This window comes from Helicobacter sp. NHP19-003 (genome assembly GCF_019703305.1).
GTDB classification, from domain to species: Bacteria; Campylobacterota; Campylobacteria; order Campylobacterales; family Helicobacteraceae; genus Helicobacter; species Helicobacter gastrocanis.
Map to the genome: position 1 here is coordinate 190,093 of NZ_AP024814.1, position 20,443 is coordinate 210,535.

The 20,443-nt window shown below is 48.6% G+C and carries 21 protein-coding genes and 1 pseudogene; 18 read left to right on the top strand and 4 right to left on the bottom strand.

The genetic code is table 11. From position 1 onward, the window contains the following. Positions 1-80 precede the first annotated feature (80 nt). Together K6J72_RS01105 and K6J72_RS01110 are read left to right on the top strand one after the other, a co-directional pair. Positions 81-1,676 (top strand): methyl-accepting chemotaxis protein, encoded by a 1,596-nt coding sequence (locus tag K6J72_RS01105; RefSeq protein WP_221279889.1) that lies wholly within the window; start codon positions 81-83, stop codon positions 1,674-1,676. Beyond that, positions 1,676-2,248, top strand: a complete 573-nt coding sequence (locus K6J72_RS01110; RefSeq protein ID WP_221279892.1) for a ComF family protein — start codon at positions 1,676-1,678, stop codon at positions 2,246-2,248. The genes K6J72_RS01105 and K6J72_RS01110 overlap by 1 nt, the downstream gene beginning before the upstream one ends. Here K6J72_RS01110 and K6J72_RS01115 read toward each other — a convergent pair. Further along, on the bottom strand, positions 2,237-3,151 hold the full coding sequence (locus K6J72_RS01115) for a response regulator (RefSeq protein ID WP_221279895.1): 915 nt from the start codon (positions 3,149-3,151) through the stop codon (positions 2,237-2,239). The genes K6J72_RS01110 and K6J72_RS01115 overlap by 12 nt on opposite strands. Beyond that, positions 3,144-4,325, bottom strand: a complete 1,182-nt coding sequence (ispF, locus tag K6J72_RS01120; RefSeq protein ID WP_221279898.1) for a 2-C-methyl-D-erythritol 2,4-cyclodiphosphate synthase — start codon at positions 4,323-4,325, stop codon at positions 3,144-3,146. Before ispF ends, K6J72_RS01115 begins: the two co-directional genes overlap by 8 nt. Before the next feature lie 183 nt (positions 4,326-4,508). Between ispF and thiC the strand changes: the two genes are divergently transcribed. Continuing rightward, complete coding sequence (thiC, locus tag K6J72_RS01125; RefSeq protein ID WP_221279901.1) at positions 4,509-5,843, top strand: phosphomethylpyrimidine synthase ThiC; 1,335 nt, start codon at positions 4,509-4,511, stop codon at positions 5,841-5,843. On the opposite strand, the gene K6J72_RS01130 is transcribed toward thiC, so the two are convergent. After that, positions 5,840-6,199: a c-type cytochrome gene (locus tag K6J72_RS01130; RefSeq protein ID WP_347709322.1), complete on the bottom strand. Its 360-nt coding sequence runs from the start codon at positions 6,197-6,199 to the stop codon at positions 5,840-5,842. The genes thiC and K6J72_RS01130 overlap by 4 nt on opposite strands. Positions 6,200-6,257: 58 nt before the next feature. Between K6J72_RS01130 and folD the strand changes: the two genes are divergently transcribed. From folD to nspC, 10 genes are read left to right on the top strand one after another with little or no spacing between them, the layout of a single operon-like run. After that, a complete protein-coding gene (gene folD, locus K6J72_RS01135; RefSeq protein WP_221279903.1) occupies positions 6,258-7,106 on the top strand; it encodes a bifunctional methylenetetrahydrofolate dehydrogenase/methenyltetrahydrofolate cyclohydrolase FolD in 849 nt (282 codons plus the stop codon). A 19-nt stretch (positions 7,107-7,125) separates the two neighbouring features. Beyond that, on the top strand, positions 7,126-8,007 hold the full coding sequence (gene lepB, locus K6J72_RS01140; RefSeq protein ID WP_221279906.1) for a signal peptidase I: 882 nt from the start codon (positions 7,126-7,128) through the stop codon (positions 8,005-8,007). Next, positions 8,008-8,442 (top strand): ribose 5-phosphate isomerase B, encoded by a 435-nt coding sequence (gene rpiB, locus K6J72_RS01145; protein ID WP_221279907.1) that lies wholly within the window; start codon positions 8,008-8,010, stop codon positions 8,440-8,442. It abuts the gene before it with no gap. After that, the gene (locus tag K6J72_RS01150; protein ID WP_082346437.1) at positions 8,436-8,768 is read left to right on the top strand and encodes a coiled-coil domain-containing protein; all 333 of its coding nucleotides are present in this window, start codon (positions 8,436-8,438) and stop codon (positions 8,766-8,768) included. The genes rpiB and K6J72_RS01150 overlap by 7 nt, the downstream gene beginning before the upstream one ends. A gap of 12 nt (positions 8,769-8,780) precedes the next feature. Further along, positions 8,781-9,329 (top strand): adenine phosphoribosyltransferase, encoded by a 549-nt coding sequence (locus K6J72_RS01155; RefSeq protein ID WP_221279910.1) that lies wholly within the window; start codon positions 8,781-8,783, stop codon positions 9,327-9,329. 3 nt (positions 9,330-9,332) lie between these two features. Beyond that, positions 9,333-9,932, top strand: a complete 600-nt coding sequence (locus K6J72_RS01160) for a DedA family protein (RefSeq protein WP_221279915.1) — start codon at positions 9,333-9,335, stop codon at positions 9,930-9,932. 15 nt (positions 9,933-9,947) lie between these two features. Beyond that, on the top strand, positions 9,948-11,390 hold the full coding sequence (locus K6J72_RS01165; RefSeq protein ID WP_221279917.1) for a leucyl aminopeptidase: 1,443 nt from the start codon (positions 9,948-9,950) through the stop codon (positions 11,388-11,390). Then, complete coding sequence (ychF, locus tag K6J72_RS01170) at positions 11,391-12,491, top strand: redox-regulated ATPase YchF (protein WP_221279921.1); 1,101 nt, start codon at positions 11,391-11,393, stop codon at positions 12,489-12,491. Between the two features lie 40 nt (positions 12,492-12,531). Continuing rightward, positions 12,532-13,503: a chemotaxis protein gene (locus tag K6J72_RS01175; protein WP_221279924.1), complete on the top strand. Its 972-nt coding sequence runs from the start codon at positions 12,532-12,534 to the stop codon at positions 13,501-13,503. Next, positions 13,503-14,702: a carboxynorspermidine decarboxylase gene (gene nspC / locus K6J72_RS01180; RefSeq protein ID WP_221279926.1), complete on the top strand. Its 1,200-nt coding sequence runs from the start codon at positions 13,503-13,505 to the stop codon at positions 14,700-14,702. The genes K6J72_RS01175 and nspC overlap by 1 nt, the downstream gene beginning before the upstream one ends. Here nspC and prmC read toward each other — a convergent pair. Then, complete coding sequence (gene prmC, locus K6J72_RS01185) at positions 14,699-15,532, bottom strand: peptide chain release factor N(5)-glutamine methyltransferase (RefSeq protein ID WP_221280998.1); 834 nt, start codon at positions 15,530-15,532, stop codon at positions 14,699-14,701. The two genes, nspC and prmC, sit on opposite strands and share 4 nt — an antisense overlap. Positions 15,533-15,754: 222 nt before the next feature. Between prmC and K6J72_RS01190 the strand changes: the two genes are divergently transcribed. The 5 genes and pseudogenes from K6J72_RS01190 (at position 15,755) to K6J72_RS01210 (ending at position 20,436) form a co-directional block, all read left to right on the top strand. After that, the gene (locus tag K6J72_RS01190; RefSeq protein WP_221279929.1) at positions 15,755-16,798 is read left to right on the top strand and encodes a D-alanine--D-alanine ligase; all 1,044 of its coding nucleotides are present in this window, start codon (positions 15,755-15,757) and stop codon (positions 16,796-16,798) included. Next, positions 16,798-17,535, top strand: coding sequence for an EstV family lipase (locus tag K6J72_RS01195; RefSeq protein ID WP_221279930.1), 738 nt, complete (start codon positions 16,798-16,800; stop codon positions 17,533-17,535). The genes K6J72_RS01190 and K6J72_RS01195 overlap by 1 nt, the downstream gene beginning before the upstream one ends. Beyond that, entirely contained in the window at positions 17,529-18,995 is a 1,467-nt protein-coding gene (locus K6J72_RS01200) for a Mur ligase family protein (protein ID WP_221279932.1), read from the top strand. Before K6J72_RS01195 ends, K6J72_RS01200 begins: the two co-directional genes overlap by 7 nt. Before the next feature lie 9 nt (positions 18,996-19,004). Continuing rightward, positions 19,005-19,497: pseudogene (locus tag K6J72_RS01205) on the top strand (HIT family protein). Then, on the top strand, positions 19,498-20,436 hold the full coding sequence (locus tag K6J72_RS01210) for a ribose-phosphate pyrophosphokinase (protein ID WP_221279934.1): 939 nt from the start codon (positions 19,498-19,500) through the stop codon (positions 20,434-20,436). The last annotated feature ends 7 nt before the right edge of the window (positions 20,437-20,443 follow it).

Genomic DNA, 20,443 nt, shown 5'->3' on the forward strand with positions numbered 1-20,443 from the left:
CGTGTTAGTGTCCGTTGGGATGCTCTAGTTAGGAAGCCACTCCCCTTGGGGATGGGTGTTTCATAATGCGAGGAGTGTAAGTGTTTAAGAGTTTGCAAACCCGGGCTTTAACATACTTAGTGATTTTACTCAGTCTCTTTGCGCTGTTGGTCTTTATGTTGATCCAAAGAGATTACGCAAATTTAGCCGAAACGCAGGGCAAGGCCGTGGCTAAAAGCATCAACGCCTCCATCATCAATACCATCGTACAAGCCATCACAGTGGGGACAACCAAAGCCATTTACAAAGCCATAGATGATAGCAACAAACTCCCGGGTGTGAAAATGAAGTTTTACCCCGGACAGGGCGACATCAAACTTTTTGGCCTCAATACAGAGTTCACCAACGATCCGCGCATCCGCAATTACTTCAACAACCCCAAAACCCCTCAAGAAGTGGTGGTGGAGGGCAAAGGCAATGGGCGACATGTATTGGTGTTACAGCCCCTAGTGGGCGATGCATCTTGTGTGAAGTGCCATGTCAACAACAAACCCGGAGACATGATCGGGGTGATGGAAGTCAAATTGTCCTTAAAAGAGTCTTTCAACAACGCCCACATCTTCAGCATAAAAACCCTTTCGTGGATGGTCTGTATTTCTATATTTATTATTATTTTACTTTTGTTTGTGGTGCAAAAAAAGGTTACCAAACCTTTAAACCACCTAAGAAACACCGCAAAGGATTTAGTGTCCTCTAAAGAGGCGGATTTAACGCGCCGTTTAAACATTGTTGGTGGCGATGAAATCGCTGCGGTTTCCTCCCATATAGACCAGTTCATCGCCAAAATAGCCGAAATCGTCAAAATCGGCAAGGGCATTGTGGAAGACAACAACCAGGTGGGGCAGGCCCTAAAAGAATCTACGGATAGGTTGAAAGTTGCTGGGCAAAAAGAATTAGATTCTGTGGAGAACTTAAAACACATCAACCAAGAAGCTGGAGAAAGTTTGCGTTTGGCGCAAAATAACCTCAGCGAAACGATCGCAAATTTGGATGCGACCGACATCATTTTAAACGAGTTCATCACAAAAATCCAAAACTCTGTGGATTTGATTTTGGTGTCCGTGCAAACCCAACAAGAGATCGCAGCGGATTCGGCCGAGTTGGTCAAGCACGCTGCCGAGATTAAAAACATCTTATCCATCATTGATAGCATCGCAAACCAAACGAATTTACTCGCCCTCAATGCGGCGATTGAAGCAGCCAGAGCGGGCGAGCACGGACGGGGCTTTGCTGTGGTGGCCGATGAAGTGAGAAACCTTGCTGAAAAAACGCAAAAGTCTTTGGGTGAGATCACGGCAATGGTGAACATGGTGACTCAAAGCATTGAAAACATGGGCGATCGGGTGCAAAATGGGGCGGCACAATCCCAAGAGGTGTCGGAGAAAACCTCGCTGCTCATCACGGATGCGCAAAACGCTAAGGACAATTTGAGCCAAACCAAAGCGAAGTCCCAAAACACCGTGGAGCAAAACAAAGTCGTGGTGGCAAAAATGGACGAGCTCAATCAGGTCATCACCGAATTCATCCAAATCTTTGCTGGGGTGAAAGAAGTGCGTAAGAATTTAGAAAACCACAGCACCCAAATTGTGGAGAAAAACCAAGAATTAGACATAGAGTTCAAGAAGTTTAAGGTCTAATGCGCTGTTTTAGCTGTGGGGTGTGGAGCTTCAAGCCTCTTTGCAAGCACTGTTACACCGAGCTATCTCCACGCCTCCAAACCCACAGGCTAGCTAAAACCCCTGTCCTTAGCTTTTATGTCTACGAAGACATTGAATTGTTGTTAAAAAGCAAATACACCTTGATCGGCAGCCGCCTCTTGCCCCTCTTAGCCTTGCGTCTAAAACACTTATTAGAGCCCCTCTTAGCCACCCCCCTTCATGCGCTGCCCATTGATGACCACATTAAAAGGGGTTATTCGCACACCGCCGCCATCGCCCGCGCGCTTTGTGCCCACAGCCCCTGCAAGGTGCTTTACAATAGATTACGCGCCACAAAAGACATCACCTACGCCGGGCAGAGCTTAGAGTTTCGCAAGCAAAACCCTAAGGGCTTTGTCTTTAGGGGCGATCCGAGTTTGGCTTATTTTTTAGTGGATGATGTGCTCACCACAGGCACGACCCTATGCCAAGCGATCCAAACCCTCAGGGGGGCTGGGGCTAAAGTGGCGTTTGCGCTTGTGCTTGCCAAAGTCCAATCTTTAAGCTTCTAAACGCCCTTTTCTAGGCAAGTTGTAACGGCGGCGTTTCTCCCAAAGGGATTTGCGGCTGATGCCCAGCCTCTTGGCTAGCTCGGTATCCGTGTAGGACGCGCTGAATTGCTGGATGGCACTTTTTTCGTAGTCTTGGATGGAGAGCAAATTCAAAGAGATGGCAGGCTGGCTACTCTCTAAAGAGAGCAAATTAGCGTAATCCAAACTCTCTTGCCCCACAAAGCTCACAATGGCACTGTGGGCTTCAAGGGTGCTTAAAAACCTCTCTCTCTCCTTTAAACTCAGCACTTCTAAATGCGTGAAGTAGGTGATGCAAGAGCGTTCGGGGTATTTAAAATGCTTGGGCTGCTTTGGCAAGTCCTCTAGGTTTTTTAAAGAGAAAAACTCCAAATAAAAGTCGTGCAAACGGGCGTAGTTTAAGACGAACATGTCTGCTCCGATCTGCGCGTGGCTTTGCAAGACTAGAGGGAATCTGTGGTTGACACGCATGTCAAAGCCGCAATTTTGGGCACTAAAATCCAAGTATTTTTCATACACGCTCGTCCGTTCGATCGCCTTTTGGTAAGAGCGGTGGTAGGTGATTTTCCTTAAAAGCTCCTCCATTTTAAAGGGCTTTAAAATGTAGTCTTTGGCCCCCGCTTTTAGGGGGCGGTTGACCCCATCCTCGCTCACAAAGGGAGACATGACGATGATGACCGCTCTGGCGTTCTTACGCACAAAGAGCTCACAGCGATCCACGCACGCCTTAGAGGAGAGCAAGATCACATCATAATCCTCTTTGAAGGGGTGGAAAATGCTCGTGGCACTTTGGCATTGATAGCCCGCGCTGCTTAGGGCGGAGTGGATGCTTTGGGCTAAATGCACCTCGTCCTCAATGATTAAAACACTGCCGACTTTATTCATGGATTGTGTGTAGCGTACGGGCTTGGAGCAAGACTTGCACGCCCACGCCTTCCTTTCTACCTACAAAGCCCAACCCCTCAAAGGTGGTGGCTTTTAGGTTGATGTTTTCTACTCGCATACCGAGCAATTCTGCCACATTTTGTTTAATCAATGCCCTATAGGGGTTGATTTTTGGCATGTCGGCAAAAAGGGTGATGTCTATCCCCTCCACACAATGCCCCATATTTTGCGCTAGTCTGTGAATTTCTTGTAACATTTCAGATGAATCCTTGTTTTTAAAAAGGGGGTCTTTGTCGCTGTAATACAGCCCAATATCACCCCCCCTAATCGCTCCTAACAGCGCATCTATGAGCGCATGTAGGAGAACATCACCATCGCTGTGCGCCCTAAACCCACAATCCGCACAATCGCTAGGGTCGATCACAATCCCCCCCAGCTTCATCACTTTTGCCCCCTCAAAGCCATGCACATCAAAGCCTAGCCCCGTGTGCGTGGTGGTGTAAACGCTGTGGGGGGGCAGGTCGTGGGCGTAAGTGAGTTTATCTAAGCTGGAGCTACCCTCGATGTAGGCCACATGCGCACCCACACCCAAAAAAGCACTGCTCTCATCGGTGAACTCCCCTGTGCTGTAGGCCTTTCTTAGAGCTTGGGTGCGGCAAATTTGGGGGGTCTGTACCCTTAAAACCCGCTTGCGATCTAAAGCTTGGTAGGGCGGGATCGCTGTGGGGTTGTAATAAACCATTGTGTCGGTTGCGCTTATAGCTGGGGCGACACAATCAAGCCCCCCTTGCATGCGCTCTAAGAGCCGCTCTACAAACTCGGGCTCTACATTGAAACGGGCAATGTCGCTCACGACAACTAAGGGGGTTTGCACACACTCTAGGGCGATTTGCACCGACTCTTGGCGACTCGCTCCCCCCACAAGCACGCTTAAATCCTCACCGCATAGGAGTTGCTCTAAATAGACTTGCTCGAAGCGGTTAGACACCACAAGAAAAATCTGTGAAAAAAGCCCCAAATCTCTAAAATCTTCATAGACTTTTTGCACCAAAGGCGTGCCGTTTAAGGACCAAAATTGCTTTTTAATGTGGGGGTAATCGGGTAAACGGGGATCAAAGCGGGTGCTCGCCCCTGCTGCGGCTAAAATGAGCGAAAGATCTTGGTGTGGCTGCAAATAGACCCTTTAGGTGAATTAAACCCCCACCCATTGACCCTAAAGCTTCCTAAAGCTTAAACTAAACCATAAAAACCAAGAACAAATTCTAATATTTGCTAGCTTAAATGTGTGTTAGGGCTCATTTTAAGCCTACATTCAAACGCTTGTGTTAGTGTGGAGCTTTTCAAGCAAAGGAGAAACATGCCAAGAGATTATGTAGCCAAACGCACAGAGCCCATTAAAACCCAACTGCACTACGCTAAAAAGGGCATGGTTACCGAAGAAATGCACTACATCGCCAACATTGAAGAACTAAGCCCCGAGTTGGTGCGTAAAGAGGTGGCAAGGGGGCGCTTGATCATTCCTGCCAATATCCGGCACCAAAACTTAGAGCCTATGGGGATTGGCATTGCTCTAAAAACTAAAATCAACGCCAACATCGGCAGTTCTGCCATCATCCACTCCACCCAAGAAGAAGTGGAGAAATTACAAATCGCCATCAAATACGGGGCGGACACGGTGATGGACTTATCCACTGGCGGGGATTTGGACGCAATCCGCAAAGAGATCATCGCCGCATCGAGCGTGCCTATTGGCACCGTGCCGATGTATCAAATCTTGCACGATGTCAATAACGATGTGATGCAATTAGACATAGGCACGATGTTAAAAGTGCTGGAGAAACAAGCCAAACAGGGGGTGAGCTACTTCACCATCCATTGCGGATTTTTGCTCGAGCACATGCCCTATGTCAGTCAGCGTAAAATGGGGATTGTGAGCCGTGGGGGGAGTTTGATGGCTTCTTGGATGATGCATTATCACAAACAAAACCCCTTTTACGAGGCCTTTGATGAGATTCTAGCCATTTGCCAAGAATACGATGTGTCTTTAAGTCTAGGCGATTCGCTGCGTCCCGGTTGTTTGGCCGATGCGAGCGACACCGCGCAATTTGCCGAGCTTAAAGTGCTGGGCGAATTAGCCCAAAGGGCTTATGAAAAAGATGTACAAGTGATGATTGAGGGCCCCGGGCATGTGCCCTTAAACCAAATCGAGCGCAATGTCAAATTGCAAAAAGAATTGTGTAACGAAGCTCCCTTTTATGTGCTAGGTCCTTTGGTGACAGACATTGCTGCCGGCTACGACCACATCGCCAGCGCAATCGGGGCGTGTTTAGCGGCTTATAAGGGCGTGGCGATGCTCTGTTATGTTACGCCTAAAGAGCACTTAGGCTTACCCAATGCTAAAGATGTCAGAGAGGGGATTTTAGCTTACAAGATTGCCGCCCATGCCGCCGACATCGCAAGGGGGCGGATCAACGCAAGGGTAAGAGATGACTTGATGAGCGATGCGCGCTATGCCTTTGAGTGGAACAAGCAATTTGAATTGGCCTTAGACCCCGATCGGGCAAGAGAGTACCACGACGAAGCCCTGCCCCAAGAGGTTTTTAAAGAGGCCGAGTTTTGCTCCATGTGTGGCCCTAAGTTTTGCAGCTACAAGGTGAGCCAAGACATCTTTAAAAATTACAAGGGGGCTTAGTTTTGTTTAGTGGAGCGCAGGTAGTAGTAAATCGCCTTGATCTCATCGGGGGTGAGGTTGTAGCGGGGCATGATGGATTTACCTCTTTCTAGGGCATTCTTCAGTTGCTCGAAACTCAAGCCATAGATGGGGGGGGCTTTAAAAATGCGCTCTTGGTCTGTGGCGGTGGTGAAGCGGGTGATGACTTGCTCTTGGCCCTTCCACCCATGGCATTTTACACAACTGATGTTGCGCGGATTGTTGTAAAGCTCCTTACCGTACTCTAAAATGGTGATGAAACTGCCATCCTTGGGCTTGTCCGCTCCATAGAGGAAGACGATGAAAACACAGGCTAAAAACACGCTTTGTCTTGGCAAGCTGTCTCTTTCAAAGATTTTTGATTATAATAGCGTAAAAATTCAAGTAAGTTAGGTGATGGTTTTACTAGATGGCTACACGCTGGCACGCTTAAAAGAAGAGGCTTTGCGCCACGAAGTACAGGCTTTGCAACAGACCCTGCGATTTTGCCCTAAGTTAGTGGTGGTTTTAGTGGGTACAGACAACGCAAGCGTGCTGTATGTCAATATGAAAGCCAAAGCCTGCGCTAGAGTGGGGATCACTTGTGTCTTAGAGCATTTAAGCGAGCACACCACGCAAGAAGAGCTGTTAAGCTTGCTGGACACCCACAACCACGACACAAGCGTGCATGGCATTTTGGTGCAACTGCCCCTACCCAAACACATAGACACAAGGCGGGTGATTGAGGCAATCGATCCTAGTAAAGATGTGGATGGTTTCCATCCGCTCAATGTGGGGAGGGTGTATTCTAACAGCCTTTACACGGGATTTTTGCCCGCCACGGCGATGGGAGTGATGCAGCTTTTAGAACATTACCACATTGAAGTGAAGGGTAGAGATGTGGTGATTGTGGGGGCGAGCAACATCATCGGCAAGCCCCTAGCGTCTTTGATGCTCAACGCTGGGGCGAGCATTAGTCTGTGCCACATTTTGACAAAGGATGTGGGTTTTTACACCAAGAACGCTGACATTGTGTGTATCGGCGTGGGACAGCCCAAGCTCTTAAAAGCGGACATGGTCAAAGAGGGGGCGGTGGTCGTGGATATTGGCATTAATAAGGTGGAGGGCAAGGTCGTGGGCGATGCGGACTTTGAGGGTTTAAAGGATAAAGTGAGTTTCATCACCCCCGTGCCTAGGGGTGTGGGGCCGATGACGATTTCTTGTTTGCTGCAAAACACTTTGCACGCCGCTAAGGGCTGTGCTTAAATTTTCAATAAGGGGTTTTATGGGTTTCTTTCAAGCGTTGCGCCGGTTTGTGATGAGTTGGACCGGGACAATCATTTTAGTGCTGTTGGCAATTTTCTTTGTGGCGCAAGCGTTCATCATCCCCTCCCGCTCCATGGTTGGGACACTTTATGAGGGCGACATGCTCTTTGTGAAAAAATTCAGTTACGGCATCCCCATTCCAAGATTGCCGTGGCTTGACATCCCACTCTTTCCCGACTTTAAAAATAACGGGCATTTAATCGAGGGCAAAAGACCGCAAAGGGGCGAGGTGGTGGTGTTTATCCCCCCCACTAACAAGGGTTATTATGTCAAACGACTCTTTGCGACAGGGGGCGATGAGGTCATTTTTAAACAAGATGGTTTTTACTTGCACCCCAAAGAGAGCGACACCGATCCCAATTACATTTCTAAGCATTTCCCCAAGCATAAAGTGCAACAATTCTTAGGCAAAGACTTTGTCTTTGCTCCCTATGCCGACAAACACTTGGGGATTTTCTACAGCAAACACAACCAAACTTTTCCCATCATGTTAGCCCTAGCCAGCCACCAAATACAAAGCCAAATGGGGGTGGGCATGCAACTCATTGATCTGGAGGGAGAAAACGCTTTTTATTCTAAGATTGCGTCCGACCATTATTTCATGGTGGGGGACAACCGCGATGACAGCAGCGACTCGCGTTTTTGGGGGAGTGTGCCTTATAGCCACATTGTCGGCACGCCGTGGTTCATTTACTTTAGTTTAAATTTATCCAATAGCATAGAGGCGGGCGAAAAACCTAGGGATAAATTCACCGTGCGTTGGCAGCGCATGTTCAAAAGCGTCAAGGGGCTAGAGGCGCAAATGACAGAAAGACACCATTTACCCACACAGGAGGATTAAATGCATGTGATCTTGGGTTGCGACCATGCGGGGTTAGCATTGTGTGCTTTTTTAGAAGAACAGCTTAAAGCAAGCCACAGCCTAGAGGTGTTTAAACCCACTCAGGGGGAGCGGGTGGATTACCCCGATTACGCCGCTTTGGTGGTGCAAGCCCTGCTAGACAAGCCAAACACTAGGGGGGTTTTGGTGTGTGGGAGTGGGATTGGCATGAGCATTGGGGCTAACCGCTTTAAGGGCGTTAGGGCCGCGCTATGCACCGATGCCTACATGGCAAAAATGGCGCGCTTACACAACAATGCCAATGTTCTTTGTTTGGGGCAAAATGTCGTGGGCTTTGGGGCGGCTTTAGACATGGTGGCAGTTTTTTTACAAACCGGGTTTGAAGGCGGGCGGCATGTGGGGCGTTTAGAAAAAATTGAGGCTCTCCAGTGTTAGCGCAATGGATGGTCATCACCCTTGTGGTGTTGTTTGTGGCTTACATGGCGGTGCGGACTTTCTTTTACCGCTCGGTGGCTAAAAGACAAGAAAAGTACTCGGCTTCTATGAAACTCACCTTGCAAGAGGCGGAGGTGTTGATCCAAAAGCACCAACTGCAACTGCAACGCTCTTTAGGCAACATTGACATTTTGACCCACGAGATGAACGCCTTGAAAGATGAGGTGAAGGTCTTAAAGCAGCGCAATGCCCAATACCGCTTAGAGACCGATAAATACAAGGCCCGCATTAGAGAATTAGAACAAAAAATCGAGGCATTGCTATAAGGACACTTACCCATGTTTAGCCAAAAATTAAAAGCCCAACTAAGAGAAGCCATCAGGGAGGTGCAAAACCACCCAAAGCCCGGGGTTTTATTCAAAGACATCACCCCCTTAATCAACCATCCGGTGCTCTTTGGCACACTCATAGATGCGCTTAAGGACCGCTATAAACTACACAACATCGATTTTGTCGTGGGGATTGAGGCGCGGGGGTTTATTTTGGGTGCTGCCCTAGCCTATGCCCTGCAAGCGGGCTTTGTGCCGATTAGAAAACAGGGCAAACTGCCCTACCAAACTCTAAGTGCATCCTACGAGTTGGAGTATGGCACAGACACCATAGAAATCCACGCCGATGCCTTTAGGGAACTCAACGATGCGCATGTTGTACTGATCGACGACTTGATCGCCACGGGGGGGACGGCTTTAGCAAGCTTAGAACTCCTGGAGAAGTTGCAAGCACACTGTGTGGAGGCGTGCTTTTTGATCTCGTTAAATGAATTTGGGGGCTTAGAGAAGGTCTCTGAAAAAGCGAGCGCCTTTAGTGTGTTGGAGTACGATTCTTAGGGCATGGAAGCCTATATTTTGAATTTGTGGAACAATTACGCCGCCAGCTGGGGCTATGTGATTCTCTTTTTTTGGAGCATTTTAGAGGGGGAGATCGGCTTGATTTTAGCGGGCATGGCCTGCTATGCAGGTCATATGAATCTCTTTTTAGCGATCAGCGTGGCCGCCCTTGGGGGCTTTAGTGGGGATCAAATGTATTTTTACATTGGGCGCACGAGCAAGACCTATTTAAACAAAAAGCTAGAAAAACAACGGCGTAAACTCGCCCTAGCGCATTTACTCTTACAAAAGTATGGTTGGTTTGTGATTTTTATCCAACGCTACATGTATGGCATGCGCACGATCATCCCCATCAGCATTGGGCTCACCCGTTACAGCGCATTTAAATTCGCTACAATCAATCTTTTAAGCGCCTTTGTGTGGGCTTCCATCACCATTTTATTGGCGTGGTGTTTTGGCGAACAACTTTTTAATTTGTTGAGGTTGATTAAGCATTATCCTTATCTACTTATACTAATATTGTTGGTGTCTGTGGGGTTTGTCGCGTGGTATTTCCAAACCCACACCAAGAAAATGGATAAAAAAATCCAAAGAATCCAATAGATAGAAAGGATGCAGATGTTTTCACTCAAGCTTGAGAAGGCTTCTTTTGAAGCGGTTAAGGCGGATATTGCGATTATTTTTCTCATTGAGAAGGATTTGAGTGCCGCACTTGACCCGCATTTGTTGCAAACCCACAATTACGAGGGTGAGGGAGTGTTTTGGGATCAAAAAAACCAAGCCCTGTATGTGGGCGTGGCCCAAAGCGATGTGCATTTATTCAGGGAAGCGGCGTTTAACGCCGTGCACACGCTCAAAAAATGCGTGAAAAGCGCGAAAATTGGGCTTTACACCGCCAAGCACAGCGTACATAAACACGCCCTAGAGGAAACGATGGAGGCGATTTTTGCTGGCTTGCAATTTGGCATGTATGAATTTGAGACTTACAAGGAAAAGAAGAGCAAGGTCCATTTAAAAGAAGTCCTTGTGGCTTTAGGCGGTGAGCAACATTTAAAATCCTTGCAAAAAGCCCTAGACAAGTCTAAGATCATGGTTGAGCATGTCAATCTCGCCCGTGATTTGGTAAACACCCCCCCCAATGTTGCCAATGCCCCCTATGTTGCCCAGAAAGCCAAAGATTTGGCCGAAAAGAACGGGCTAGAGTGCTTCATACACGGGGAGGACTACCTTAAAGAAAAAGGCATGAACGCTTATTTGGCCGTGAATGCGGCTTCTGCCAACCCCCCTAGGCTCGTGCATTTGGTCTATAAGCCCAAAAACGCCAAGAAAAAAATCGTATTGGTGGGCAAGGGTTTGACCTATGATTGTGGCGGCCTTAGCATTAAAACCGCTGAGTACATGCTCACCATGAAAGCCGATAAAGGCGGGGCGTGTGCGGTGCTCGCCACCATCAACGCCCTAGCCCATTTGCATGCTGAGGCGGAGGTGCATGCCATTTTAGGCTTGGCAGAAAACATGATTTCGGGCAACTCTTACCGCCCCGATGACATTTTGATCTCCAAAGAGGGCAAGAGCATTGAGGTACGCAACACGGACGCGGAGGGGCGTTTAGTGCTGGTCGATTGCTTGAGTTTTGCCCAGGATTTAGAGCCCGATTTGATCGTGGATTTTGCCACACTCACGGGAGCTTGTGTGGTGGGGCTGGGTTCTTACACCAGTGGAATCATGGGCAATAATGAGGCGTTAAAAACGCAATTTGAAGAATCCGCCCTAAAGAGTGGAGAACTTGTGGCAAAATTGCCTTTTAACCGCCACTTACGCAAACTCTTAGACTCCAAAATGGCAGACATCGCCAACATCACTCCCGTACGCTATGGCGGAGCTGTAACGGCCGGGCTTTTCTTAAACGAGTTTATCCGTGAAGCCTACAAGGACAAATGGCTACACATCGACATTGCCGGGCCTGCCTACATTGAAAAAGAATGGGATGTCAATGTGGCGGGGGCGAGCGGTGCCGGCGTGCGTGCGTGCGTGCAATTTGTCTTGGATATTTTGGCTTAAATGGGGCTGTCCATCGGCATTGTGGGCTTGCCCAATGTGGGTAAGTCTAGCTTATTCAACGCGCTCACCAAGAGCGCAAACGCCCAAAGTGCAAACTACCCTTTTTGCACCATCGACCCGAATAAGGCGGTTGTAGATGTCCCCGATGCCCGCTTAAAGGCTTTGGCAGACATTGTCAAACCTGAGAGAATCCAACACTCCAGCGTGGAGTTTGTAGATATTGCGGGCTTAATTAAGGGGGCGAGTGCGGGCGAGGGGTTGGGTAACCAATTTTTAGCCCATGTCAAAGAGTGCGGGGTGATTTTGCATGTGGTGCGCTGTTTTGAGGACGATGACATCACGCATGTGAGCGGAGAGGTCAATCCCTTAAGCGACATGGAAACCATAGAAGTGGAATTGATCTTAGCCGACATACAAACCTTACAAAAACGCCTAGAAAAATTAAGTAAACTTGCCAAAACTAATAAAGAAGCCCAAGCCAGCCTAGAGGTTGCCAATGCCCTTTTGACCCACTTAAACGAGCTCAAACCTGCGAGCAGTTTTCAAGGCAGAGAGCACCCCGTGTTTCTCGCCCTAAACCAAGAATTGCGTTTTTTGAGCGCAAAAAAAGTGATTTTTGTGGCAAATGTGGATGAGGCGTGCATCAGCAGCTTGAACGACCACGCCCTAAAAGTGCAAGAGTTGGCCACAGCTAGAGGGGCGGGGTTTGTGGCTCTCTGCGCCAAATTAGAAGAAGATCTTGTGGGGATGGAGGAGTTGGAGGCGTTGGAGTTTTTGCAAAGTTTGGGCGTGGAATCTAGCGGACTAGAGCAAATCATTCGACTAGGCTTTGAGGCTTTGGGGCTGATGAGTTATTTCACCGCTGGGGTCAAAGAGGTGAGGGCATGGACGATCGTCAAAGGTTCTAGCGCGCCTACAGCCGCCGGGGTGATCCATAAAGACTTTGAAAAGGGCTTCATTAAAGCCGAAACGATCGCTTATCGAGATTTCATCGCCTATGGGGGTGAGGCGGGGGCTAAAGCCAAGGGGGCACTGCGTGTGGAGGGCAAGGACTACATCGTGCAAGATGGCGATGTGATGCACTTTAGATTCAATGTTTAGCTGTGTTATAATTAGACCAAATGCACGCTAAAGGAAGAGGATGCCTAACAATTTAGCCCACATCGACCAAGTCACGAGTCTGCATAAAAACAATGAGTTGCAACTGCTCTGCTTTAGGCTGGGCAAGAACAAGGATTTATACGCCGTCAATGTCTTTAAGATCCGTGAGGTGGTGAAGTACAATGGGAGCTTGACCATCATCAGCCACGAACCTAATTCTTTAGTGGAGGGACTCATCATCATCAGGGAGCTTACAATCCCCTTGATTGACATGAAAAAGTGGTTTTATTACGACAGCGCAAACAAGCAGCGGGATTTACGCCCTTACCGCATTGAAAAGGCGGACAATGGGGATGAGATTGTGATGATTTGCGAGTTTTCGCGCTGGACAATCGGAGTGCGCATCTATGAGGCAGACCGCATCCTCAATAAAAAATGGACCGAGATCGAACAAAGCGCGGGTGTGGGGGGCAACACGGGCAACTCTAAATTAGTCAGCCGCACCCGCTACTTTGATGGGCGGCTGGTGCAAGTCGTGGACATTGAAAAAATGCTCGTGGATGTCTTCCCTTGGATCGAGCAAGAGAGCCACGAGGAATTAGACCAGCTCAGCCAGCTTTACAGCGATAAAATGGTGCTTTTAGCAGACGACTCGCCCAGCGTCTTAAAAACCATGCAAGTGATCCTAGATAAATTGGGCATCAAGCATTTAGACTTCATCAATGGCAAACAGCTTTTAGATTATCTCTTTGATCCCCAAACCCCCGTTGAGGAAGTGGGTTTAATCATCACCGACTTGGAAATGCCCGAGGCGAGTGGGTTTGAGGTGATCAGACGGGCGAAATTAGACCAGCGTACGATCAACATTCCCATTGTGGTCAACTCCTCCATGAGTGGGAGCAGCAATGAGGAAATGGCACGCTCTTTACACGCCGATGACTTCATCTCCAAGTCTAACCCTCTGGATGTGGAGCGCATCATCAAACAATTCATGCAGGTTAGACCCGCCTAATGGACTACAACGCTATCCCATCGCCTTGTTATGTCCTAGATTTAAACAAACTCAAGGCGAATTTAGCCTTATTAGAGCGGGTGCAACAAGAGGCACAAATCAAAATTTTGTTAGCCCTAAAGGGCTTTGCCTTTTGGCGGTGCTTTGAGTGGGTGCGCTCGAGCTTGTGGGGGTGTTGTGCGAGTGGAGTGTATGAGGCGGTTTTGGCGTATGAGGAATTTGGCTCAAGGGAGAGCGGCAAGGAGATTTGTGTCTTTAGCCCCGGCTTTAAAGAGAGTGATATGCAACATCTCCTACCCATCGCCTCGCACATCATTTTTAACTCTTTTAGCCAATACCAACGCTACAAAGACACCATCTTACTCAAAAACCAAAAGCTTAAAAATTTGGGGCTATCCCCCATTAAAATGGGCTTAAGGATCAATCCTCTTTATAGCGAGGTGCGTCCCGCTATTTACAACCCCTGTGCGCCCTACAGCCGCCTTGGCATCACCCCCACCGCCTTTATTGAGGGTGTGCAAACATACGGGCTAGGGGGCATTAGTGGCTTACACTTCCACACACATTGCGAGCAAGACGCGCCCGCTCTGCAAGAAACCCTAAAGCATGTCCAAAAACACTTTGGGGACACGATTGAGACAATGGAGTGGATGAACTTTGGAGGCGGGCAACACATCAGCAAAGAGGGCTATGATTTGGAGGTGCTTAAAAGTACCATCCACGATTTTAGGGCCAGATATCCACACATCCAAGACATTTTTTTAGAGCCCGGGGAAGCGGTGGGTTGGCAGACGGGCTTTTTGCTTGCCAGCGTCATAGACATCGTGCATAATGAAAAAGACATTGCCATTTTAGACATCAGCATTGCTAACCACATGCCAGACTGCCTAGAAATGCCCTACACGCCCCAAGTCTTGCACCTCAATGAAGAGGGGATAGAGAGGGCGGAGATTGACCCACAGGGAGGGGTGATGTTAGGTGGCTCTAGTTGTTTGGCAGGCGATTTTATCGGGCCTTATCACTTTAAAAGCCCTTTGCAAGTGGGCGATCGCTTGATCTTTGAGGACATGTTACACTACACCATTGTAAAAAACAACACTTTCAACGGCATTGCCCTGCCCTCTTTAGGCCTGTTAGACGGGGAGAACTTTAAGCTTTTAAAGCGTTTTGAATACGGGGATTACAAAGAGCGCAACTAGATTCGTCTAGTGGCGACAAAGCCCCGATCCAGCCCGGCGTAGTCCGTGTAAAAGCTTGGGTGGTACTTTTGTAAACCCAAATGCTCGCTCATGGATGCCTTGTGGTTGTAGCCCATCTCACAAGCCAAATACTTCACCCGTTTGTTGGCCGCTTCATCAACCAAGACCTTTAAAATCTCATCGCCATGCTCGCCTCCATAGAGCGCAATCTCTGGCTCGTAGCGCACCGAGTCATCAAGGGGGTAATCCAGGGGGACATAGGGGGGGTTGCTCACCACTAAAGTGCGGGCTTTAATGTTCACACCCTCGAGCAAAGAGGTTTGGAACAATTCAATACGCTCTTGTAAATTAAAGGTGCTGATGTTCATGCCTGCCACTTCTAAAGCGTCCATAGAAATGTCTGTGGCTAAAATGGAGATTTTAGGATTTGCCATCGCCAAACTCACAGAAATCACCCCACTGCCAATCCCCACTTCTACCACGCTTCTAATGCCATAATCTTGAATCAGTTTTGAGGCCTGACTCACTAAAATCTCAGTTTCAGGTCTAGGGATGAGCACCCGCTCATCCACAAAAAAGGTCCGCCCATAAAAGCTCACTTCATGGGTGATGTATTCAATGGGCTTGCCTTTGGCGCGGGTTTTGACCATGTGCATGAAATGCTCGAAGGCAAAGGGGTCTAATTCTTCTTGGGCGTGTATGTGTAAATACACCCGATCCACGCCCAGCACATGGGCTAAAAGCAACTCGGACTCCAAAGCGTTGCGTACACCCCTATCTCTTAAGACTTTCTTGGCTTCGTGGAGGGCTTTTGAAATATTTATGTTGATGAGATTTGCTTCATTGGCATTTTCTATGGAAGGCACACACACCCCCTAGTCCACCAAAGCATAAAAGAAGCTTGATTTTTATTGAGAAACACCCTAGCACCTGTTTTAAAATTTAGCTTGCCATTGTACCCTAAACAACCTTATATCTGTTTAAGGGGCTTATTTTTATGAGATTTGGGTATAATGGGGCTTTTCTAGGTCGTTGTTGCAAGGATGATTTAAGTGGAGTATGGGCTATTGTTTGGCGGTAAAAGTTTTGAGCACGAAATCAGCATTGTGAGCGCGATCGCGCTTAAAGAGGTGTTGGGAACACAAATCAAGGCTTTTATCTTTTTAGATGGGGCGCATAAATTCTATTTGATCGAGCCAAAGGACATGCGCTCGCAACTTTTTTCCAGTGGGCAGTATAAAAAATGCCCCGAGCTCACTTTAAAAATGCATGGTTTTTACACGCAGGGCTTGCTCGGTTCTAAAAAGACCGCCTTTGACATGCTCATCAATTTGATTCACGGGGCAGATGGTGAGGATGGCAAACTCGCTTCGCTCTTGGACTTCTTTAGCGTGAAATTCATCGGCCCTAGAGTGGAGGCAAGCGTGCTTAGTTTTAACAAACACTTCACCAAAATGCTTGCCAAAGAAAAGGGAGTTTGCACCCTGCCCTATCTTTTCTTAGAGCACCACGACAAAAACGCCCTAAAGGCTATGGATTACCCCTTGATTGTCAAGCCCAACCGTCTGGGCAGTTCTCTTGGCATCGGGGTGATTAAAGAAGATCGCGAAGCCGCCTTTGTTTTAGACGAGGTCTTTGAGTTTGACAGCGAGGTCTTGATCGAGCCCTTTAAAGAAGGGGTGAAAGAGTACAACCTTGCCGGGTGCAAAATCCAAGAGAAGGGTGAAAGTACATTTATTTTCTCCACCATTGAAGAGCCCCAAAAGAAGGATTTTTTGAGCTTTGATCAAAAGTATTTGGACTTTGGACGCACGGCTAAGGTGGCTAAAGCCGATCTTAGCCCGGTCCTAGAGGAAAAAATGCGTGCCTTGTTTAAGGCCCTTTACGACCCGCTGTTTGTGGGAGCGATCATCCGTTGCGACTTCTTTGTGATCGACAATGAAGTCTATTTAAACGAGATCAACCCGATTCCAGGCAGCCTCGCCCATTATCTCTTTGAAGACTTCGCCCGCATCCTAGAGCATGTAGAACTGCCCAAGCCCACCCCCATCCCCATCACCTATAACTACATCAACCAAATCCAAAAAGCCAAATAATGGCTAAACGGACCATCTTTTACAAGGGGTTAGATTTTGAAATCGCCTACGATTTTTGCGACAACAAGGCCCCTAAAAACCTCCTCATCTTGCATGGCTGGGGCAGCTCTAAAGAGATCATGCAACTAGCTTTTAAGCCCCATTTTAAAGCCTTTAACCACTTCTACCTAGACCTGCCCGGCTTTGGTAAAAGCCCCAATCACACCTTTTTAACCCCTCTAGATTACGCCCAAATCGTGGATGCGTTTTGCCGCTCTTTGCACATAGAGATCGACACGGCGATGGGGCACAGCTTCGGGGGCAAGGTCGCCCTGCTGTGTCAAAGCCTTTACCTTATTTTGCTCAGCAGTGCCGGCATTTTGGTGCAAAAGTCTTTAAAGACCCGCTTTAAAATCCACCTTGCCAAATGCCTAAAGACTGTGGGGCTTAAAAAAATGCTTGTCCTACTCAAAGGCAAGGACGCAGACCACTTGAACCCGGCTATGTATGAAACCTTTAAATACACGGTGCAACAGGATTTTAGCCCCGAGTTTAAAGCCTGTGCTAAAAAGACCTTGATTTTATGGGGGCAAGAGGACACAGCCACGCCCCTACACGCCGGGCAAAAAATCGCCTCCTTGGTGCCGACCAACCACTTTGTGGTTTTAAAGGGGGATCATTACTTTTTTCTCAAGCAGGGAGCACAGGTGGAGGGGGAATATTTACAATGTTTAAAAGAGTGGGGTGAAGTATGCTAGACACCTTAAAATGGATGGCCCTTTGGGGCTTTATTTTGAGTTTGAATTACTACTTGATCACTTTATTACAGTGGTATAATTACAGCTTTATACGGGTGCTCACCAAGCACCACAAACGCCGCTGGCACTTCACCCACGCCCTGTTGCCCTTGGCGGTTTTTGTGCTGACCCAGCTAAAAGGGTGGGATTTGGCCTTTATGGTCTTTGTGGGGGCGGTGCAGTTGCCCGCTCTGCTCATTTGGCGTGGCAATTTAGACAAGCCCCTCGTTTTCACCCCCCGTGTGGGGCGTTTTTTTGCCCTCTTGTTGCTCTTTTTATCCACGGATGCGCTTTTAGCCCACGCTTACAACCAAAGCTTTTTTGGGATGTATCTTTTCTTGATCGTGCTCGTGCACATTGCCTACAAAGCCCTTGAGAGCTTGATCTCCAGTGGCTATGTCCGTCTCGCTAAGGACAAACTAAGGCGCATGAAAGATTTACACATCATCGCCATCACGGGCAGTTTTGGCAAAACCAGCGTGAAAAACTACCTCTACCAAATGTTGCAGGGCAAATACACCATTTACAGCTCGCTAGGCAGTGTCAACACGCTCCTAGGCTTAAGCCAAGACATCAACAACAACCTAGAAGAGAGCGCAACTCTTTACATCGCCGAAGCCGGGGCGCGCCAAAAGGGCGATATCAAGGCGATCTCTAAACTCCTAGCCCACCACTACGCCATCATCACCGAGATCGGAAACCAGCACATTGAGTATTTTAAAAACATCGAGACGATCTACGAAACCAAAGCCGAGCTCTTGCAATCCCCCCGTTTGATCCGTGCCTTTTGCCACGAAAACAACCCCCTAGAGCCTTTTTACAGCGGGATCGAGAATCGAATCCAGCCCTATCCCGGACAAGTGCGTGCGGTGAATGCCAATTTAGAGGGGACCAGCTTTGAGCTCTTTTTAGACAATGCGTGGATTCCCTTTGAAACCAAAATCCTAGGGGCGTTTAGCGTGGATAACATCGCCTTAGCAGTGCTGGTGGGGCGTTACTTTGAGCTTGCCACAGAGCAACTCCAGCGACTCGTGTCTAAGCTCAAACCCGTGCCCCACCGCCTACACCCCTTGCATTTAAACGACAAGTTCATCATTGACGATGGCTTCAATGGCAATTTAAAGGGCATGCTAGAGAGCGTGCGTTTGGCGAGCTTATACCCCGGGCGTAAGGTGATCGTGACGCCCGGTCTCGTGGAAAGCGATGAGGAATCCAACATCGCTCTAGCCCAAGCCATTGAAGAGGTGTTTGACATTGTGGTGGTGACAGGCGAGCTCAACGCCGAGCTTTTCACACAACATCTAGAACGCCCTCAAAAGGTGTTTTTACAAGACAAGAGCCAGTTAGAGCAGGTGTTGCAAACGATCACCTTTGCCAAAGATTTGATCCTCTTTGCCAACGATGCACCTAACTACATTTAAGGAGGTGTGATGGACCATTTATATGCCCCGTGGCGCAGCCCCTACTTGACGGGTGAAAACGCACCGGGTTGTGTCTTTTGCGCCATTAGCCAAAATGCCAAGGACGACATAAAAAACCATGTGCTCTTTAGAGATGCACACTGCTTTGCGGTGATGAACCGCTACCCCTACACCCCCGGGCATTTCATGCTCATCCCCCACGCCCACCAAGACAGCCCAGAGGGTCTAGGGCTAGAGCTGTGGTTGCACCTACAAAAACGCCTGTATGAGGGGGTGCAATTACTTTATGCCTTTGGGGCGCAGGGGGTGAATTTGGGCTTTAACATCAAAGAGGCGGGGGGCGGGCATCGCACCCCACTTGCACGGGCATTTAGTCCCCCGTTTTAACAAAGACACGAATTTCATGACCACCACCGCCCAAACCCGCGTTTATGGGGTGGATTTTGAGGCGATTTACACCACGCTGAAAGCCAAAGCGGCGGATCACTTTACAGGAGTTTAAATGAAAACGCGCAGTTTTAAAATCTTTAGTGGGAGTGCGCACCCGAGTTTTAGCAAGGAAGTGGCAAGGCATTTAAATGTGGGCTTGTCTAAGGCCATCTTGGGGCATTTTAGCGATGGGGAAATCAATGTGCAGATCAACGAGTCGGTGCGGGGGCGCGATGTGTGCATCGTCCAGCCCACTTGCGCCCCGGTGAACGATAACTTGATGGAACTTTTGATCATGGTGGACGCGCTCAAGCGCAGCAGTGCAAGCTCGATCACCGCCGTGATCCCCTACTTTGGCTATGCTAGGCAGGACCGCAAAGCCGCCCCTAGAGTACCCATCAGTGCAAAGCTTGTGGCGGATTTAATGCAGACCGTGCAGATCGATCGCATCATCACGATGGACCTGCACGCCGGACAAATACAAGGATTTTTTAACATTCCGGTAGACAATCTCTATGGCTCGATTGTCTTTAAAGATTACATTTTATCTAGGGCGTTTAAAAACCACATCATCGCCAGCCCCGACATTGGGGGCGTTTCTCGGGCGAGGTATTTTGCCAGCCAAATGGGAGGGCTAGACTTAGTCATTGTGGATAAACGCCGTGAGCGGGCAAACGAGGCGGAGGTGATGAACATCATCGGGGATGTCAACAAGCGTGATGTGATCTTGATCGATGACATGATTGACACTGCCGGGACTATTTGCAAAGCGGCGGCGATGCTCAAGGCGAGGGGGGCGCACTCGGTGATGGCGATCGGCACGCATGCGGTGCTCAGTGGCAACGCCATTAAACGCATCCAAGAGAGTGCGCTTGATGAGGTCGTGGTGACAAACTCGATCCCCCACAAGGGCAAGCACGCCAAGATCACCACCTTGAGCGTGGCGCCCTTGTTTGCTGAAGTGATCCGCAGGATTTACCACAACGAGAGCGTACATTCGCTCTTTGTCTAAAAAGGAG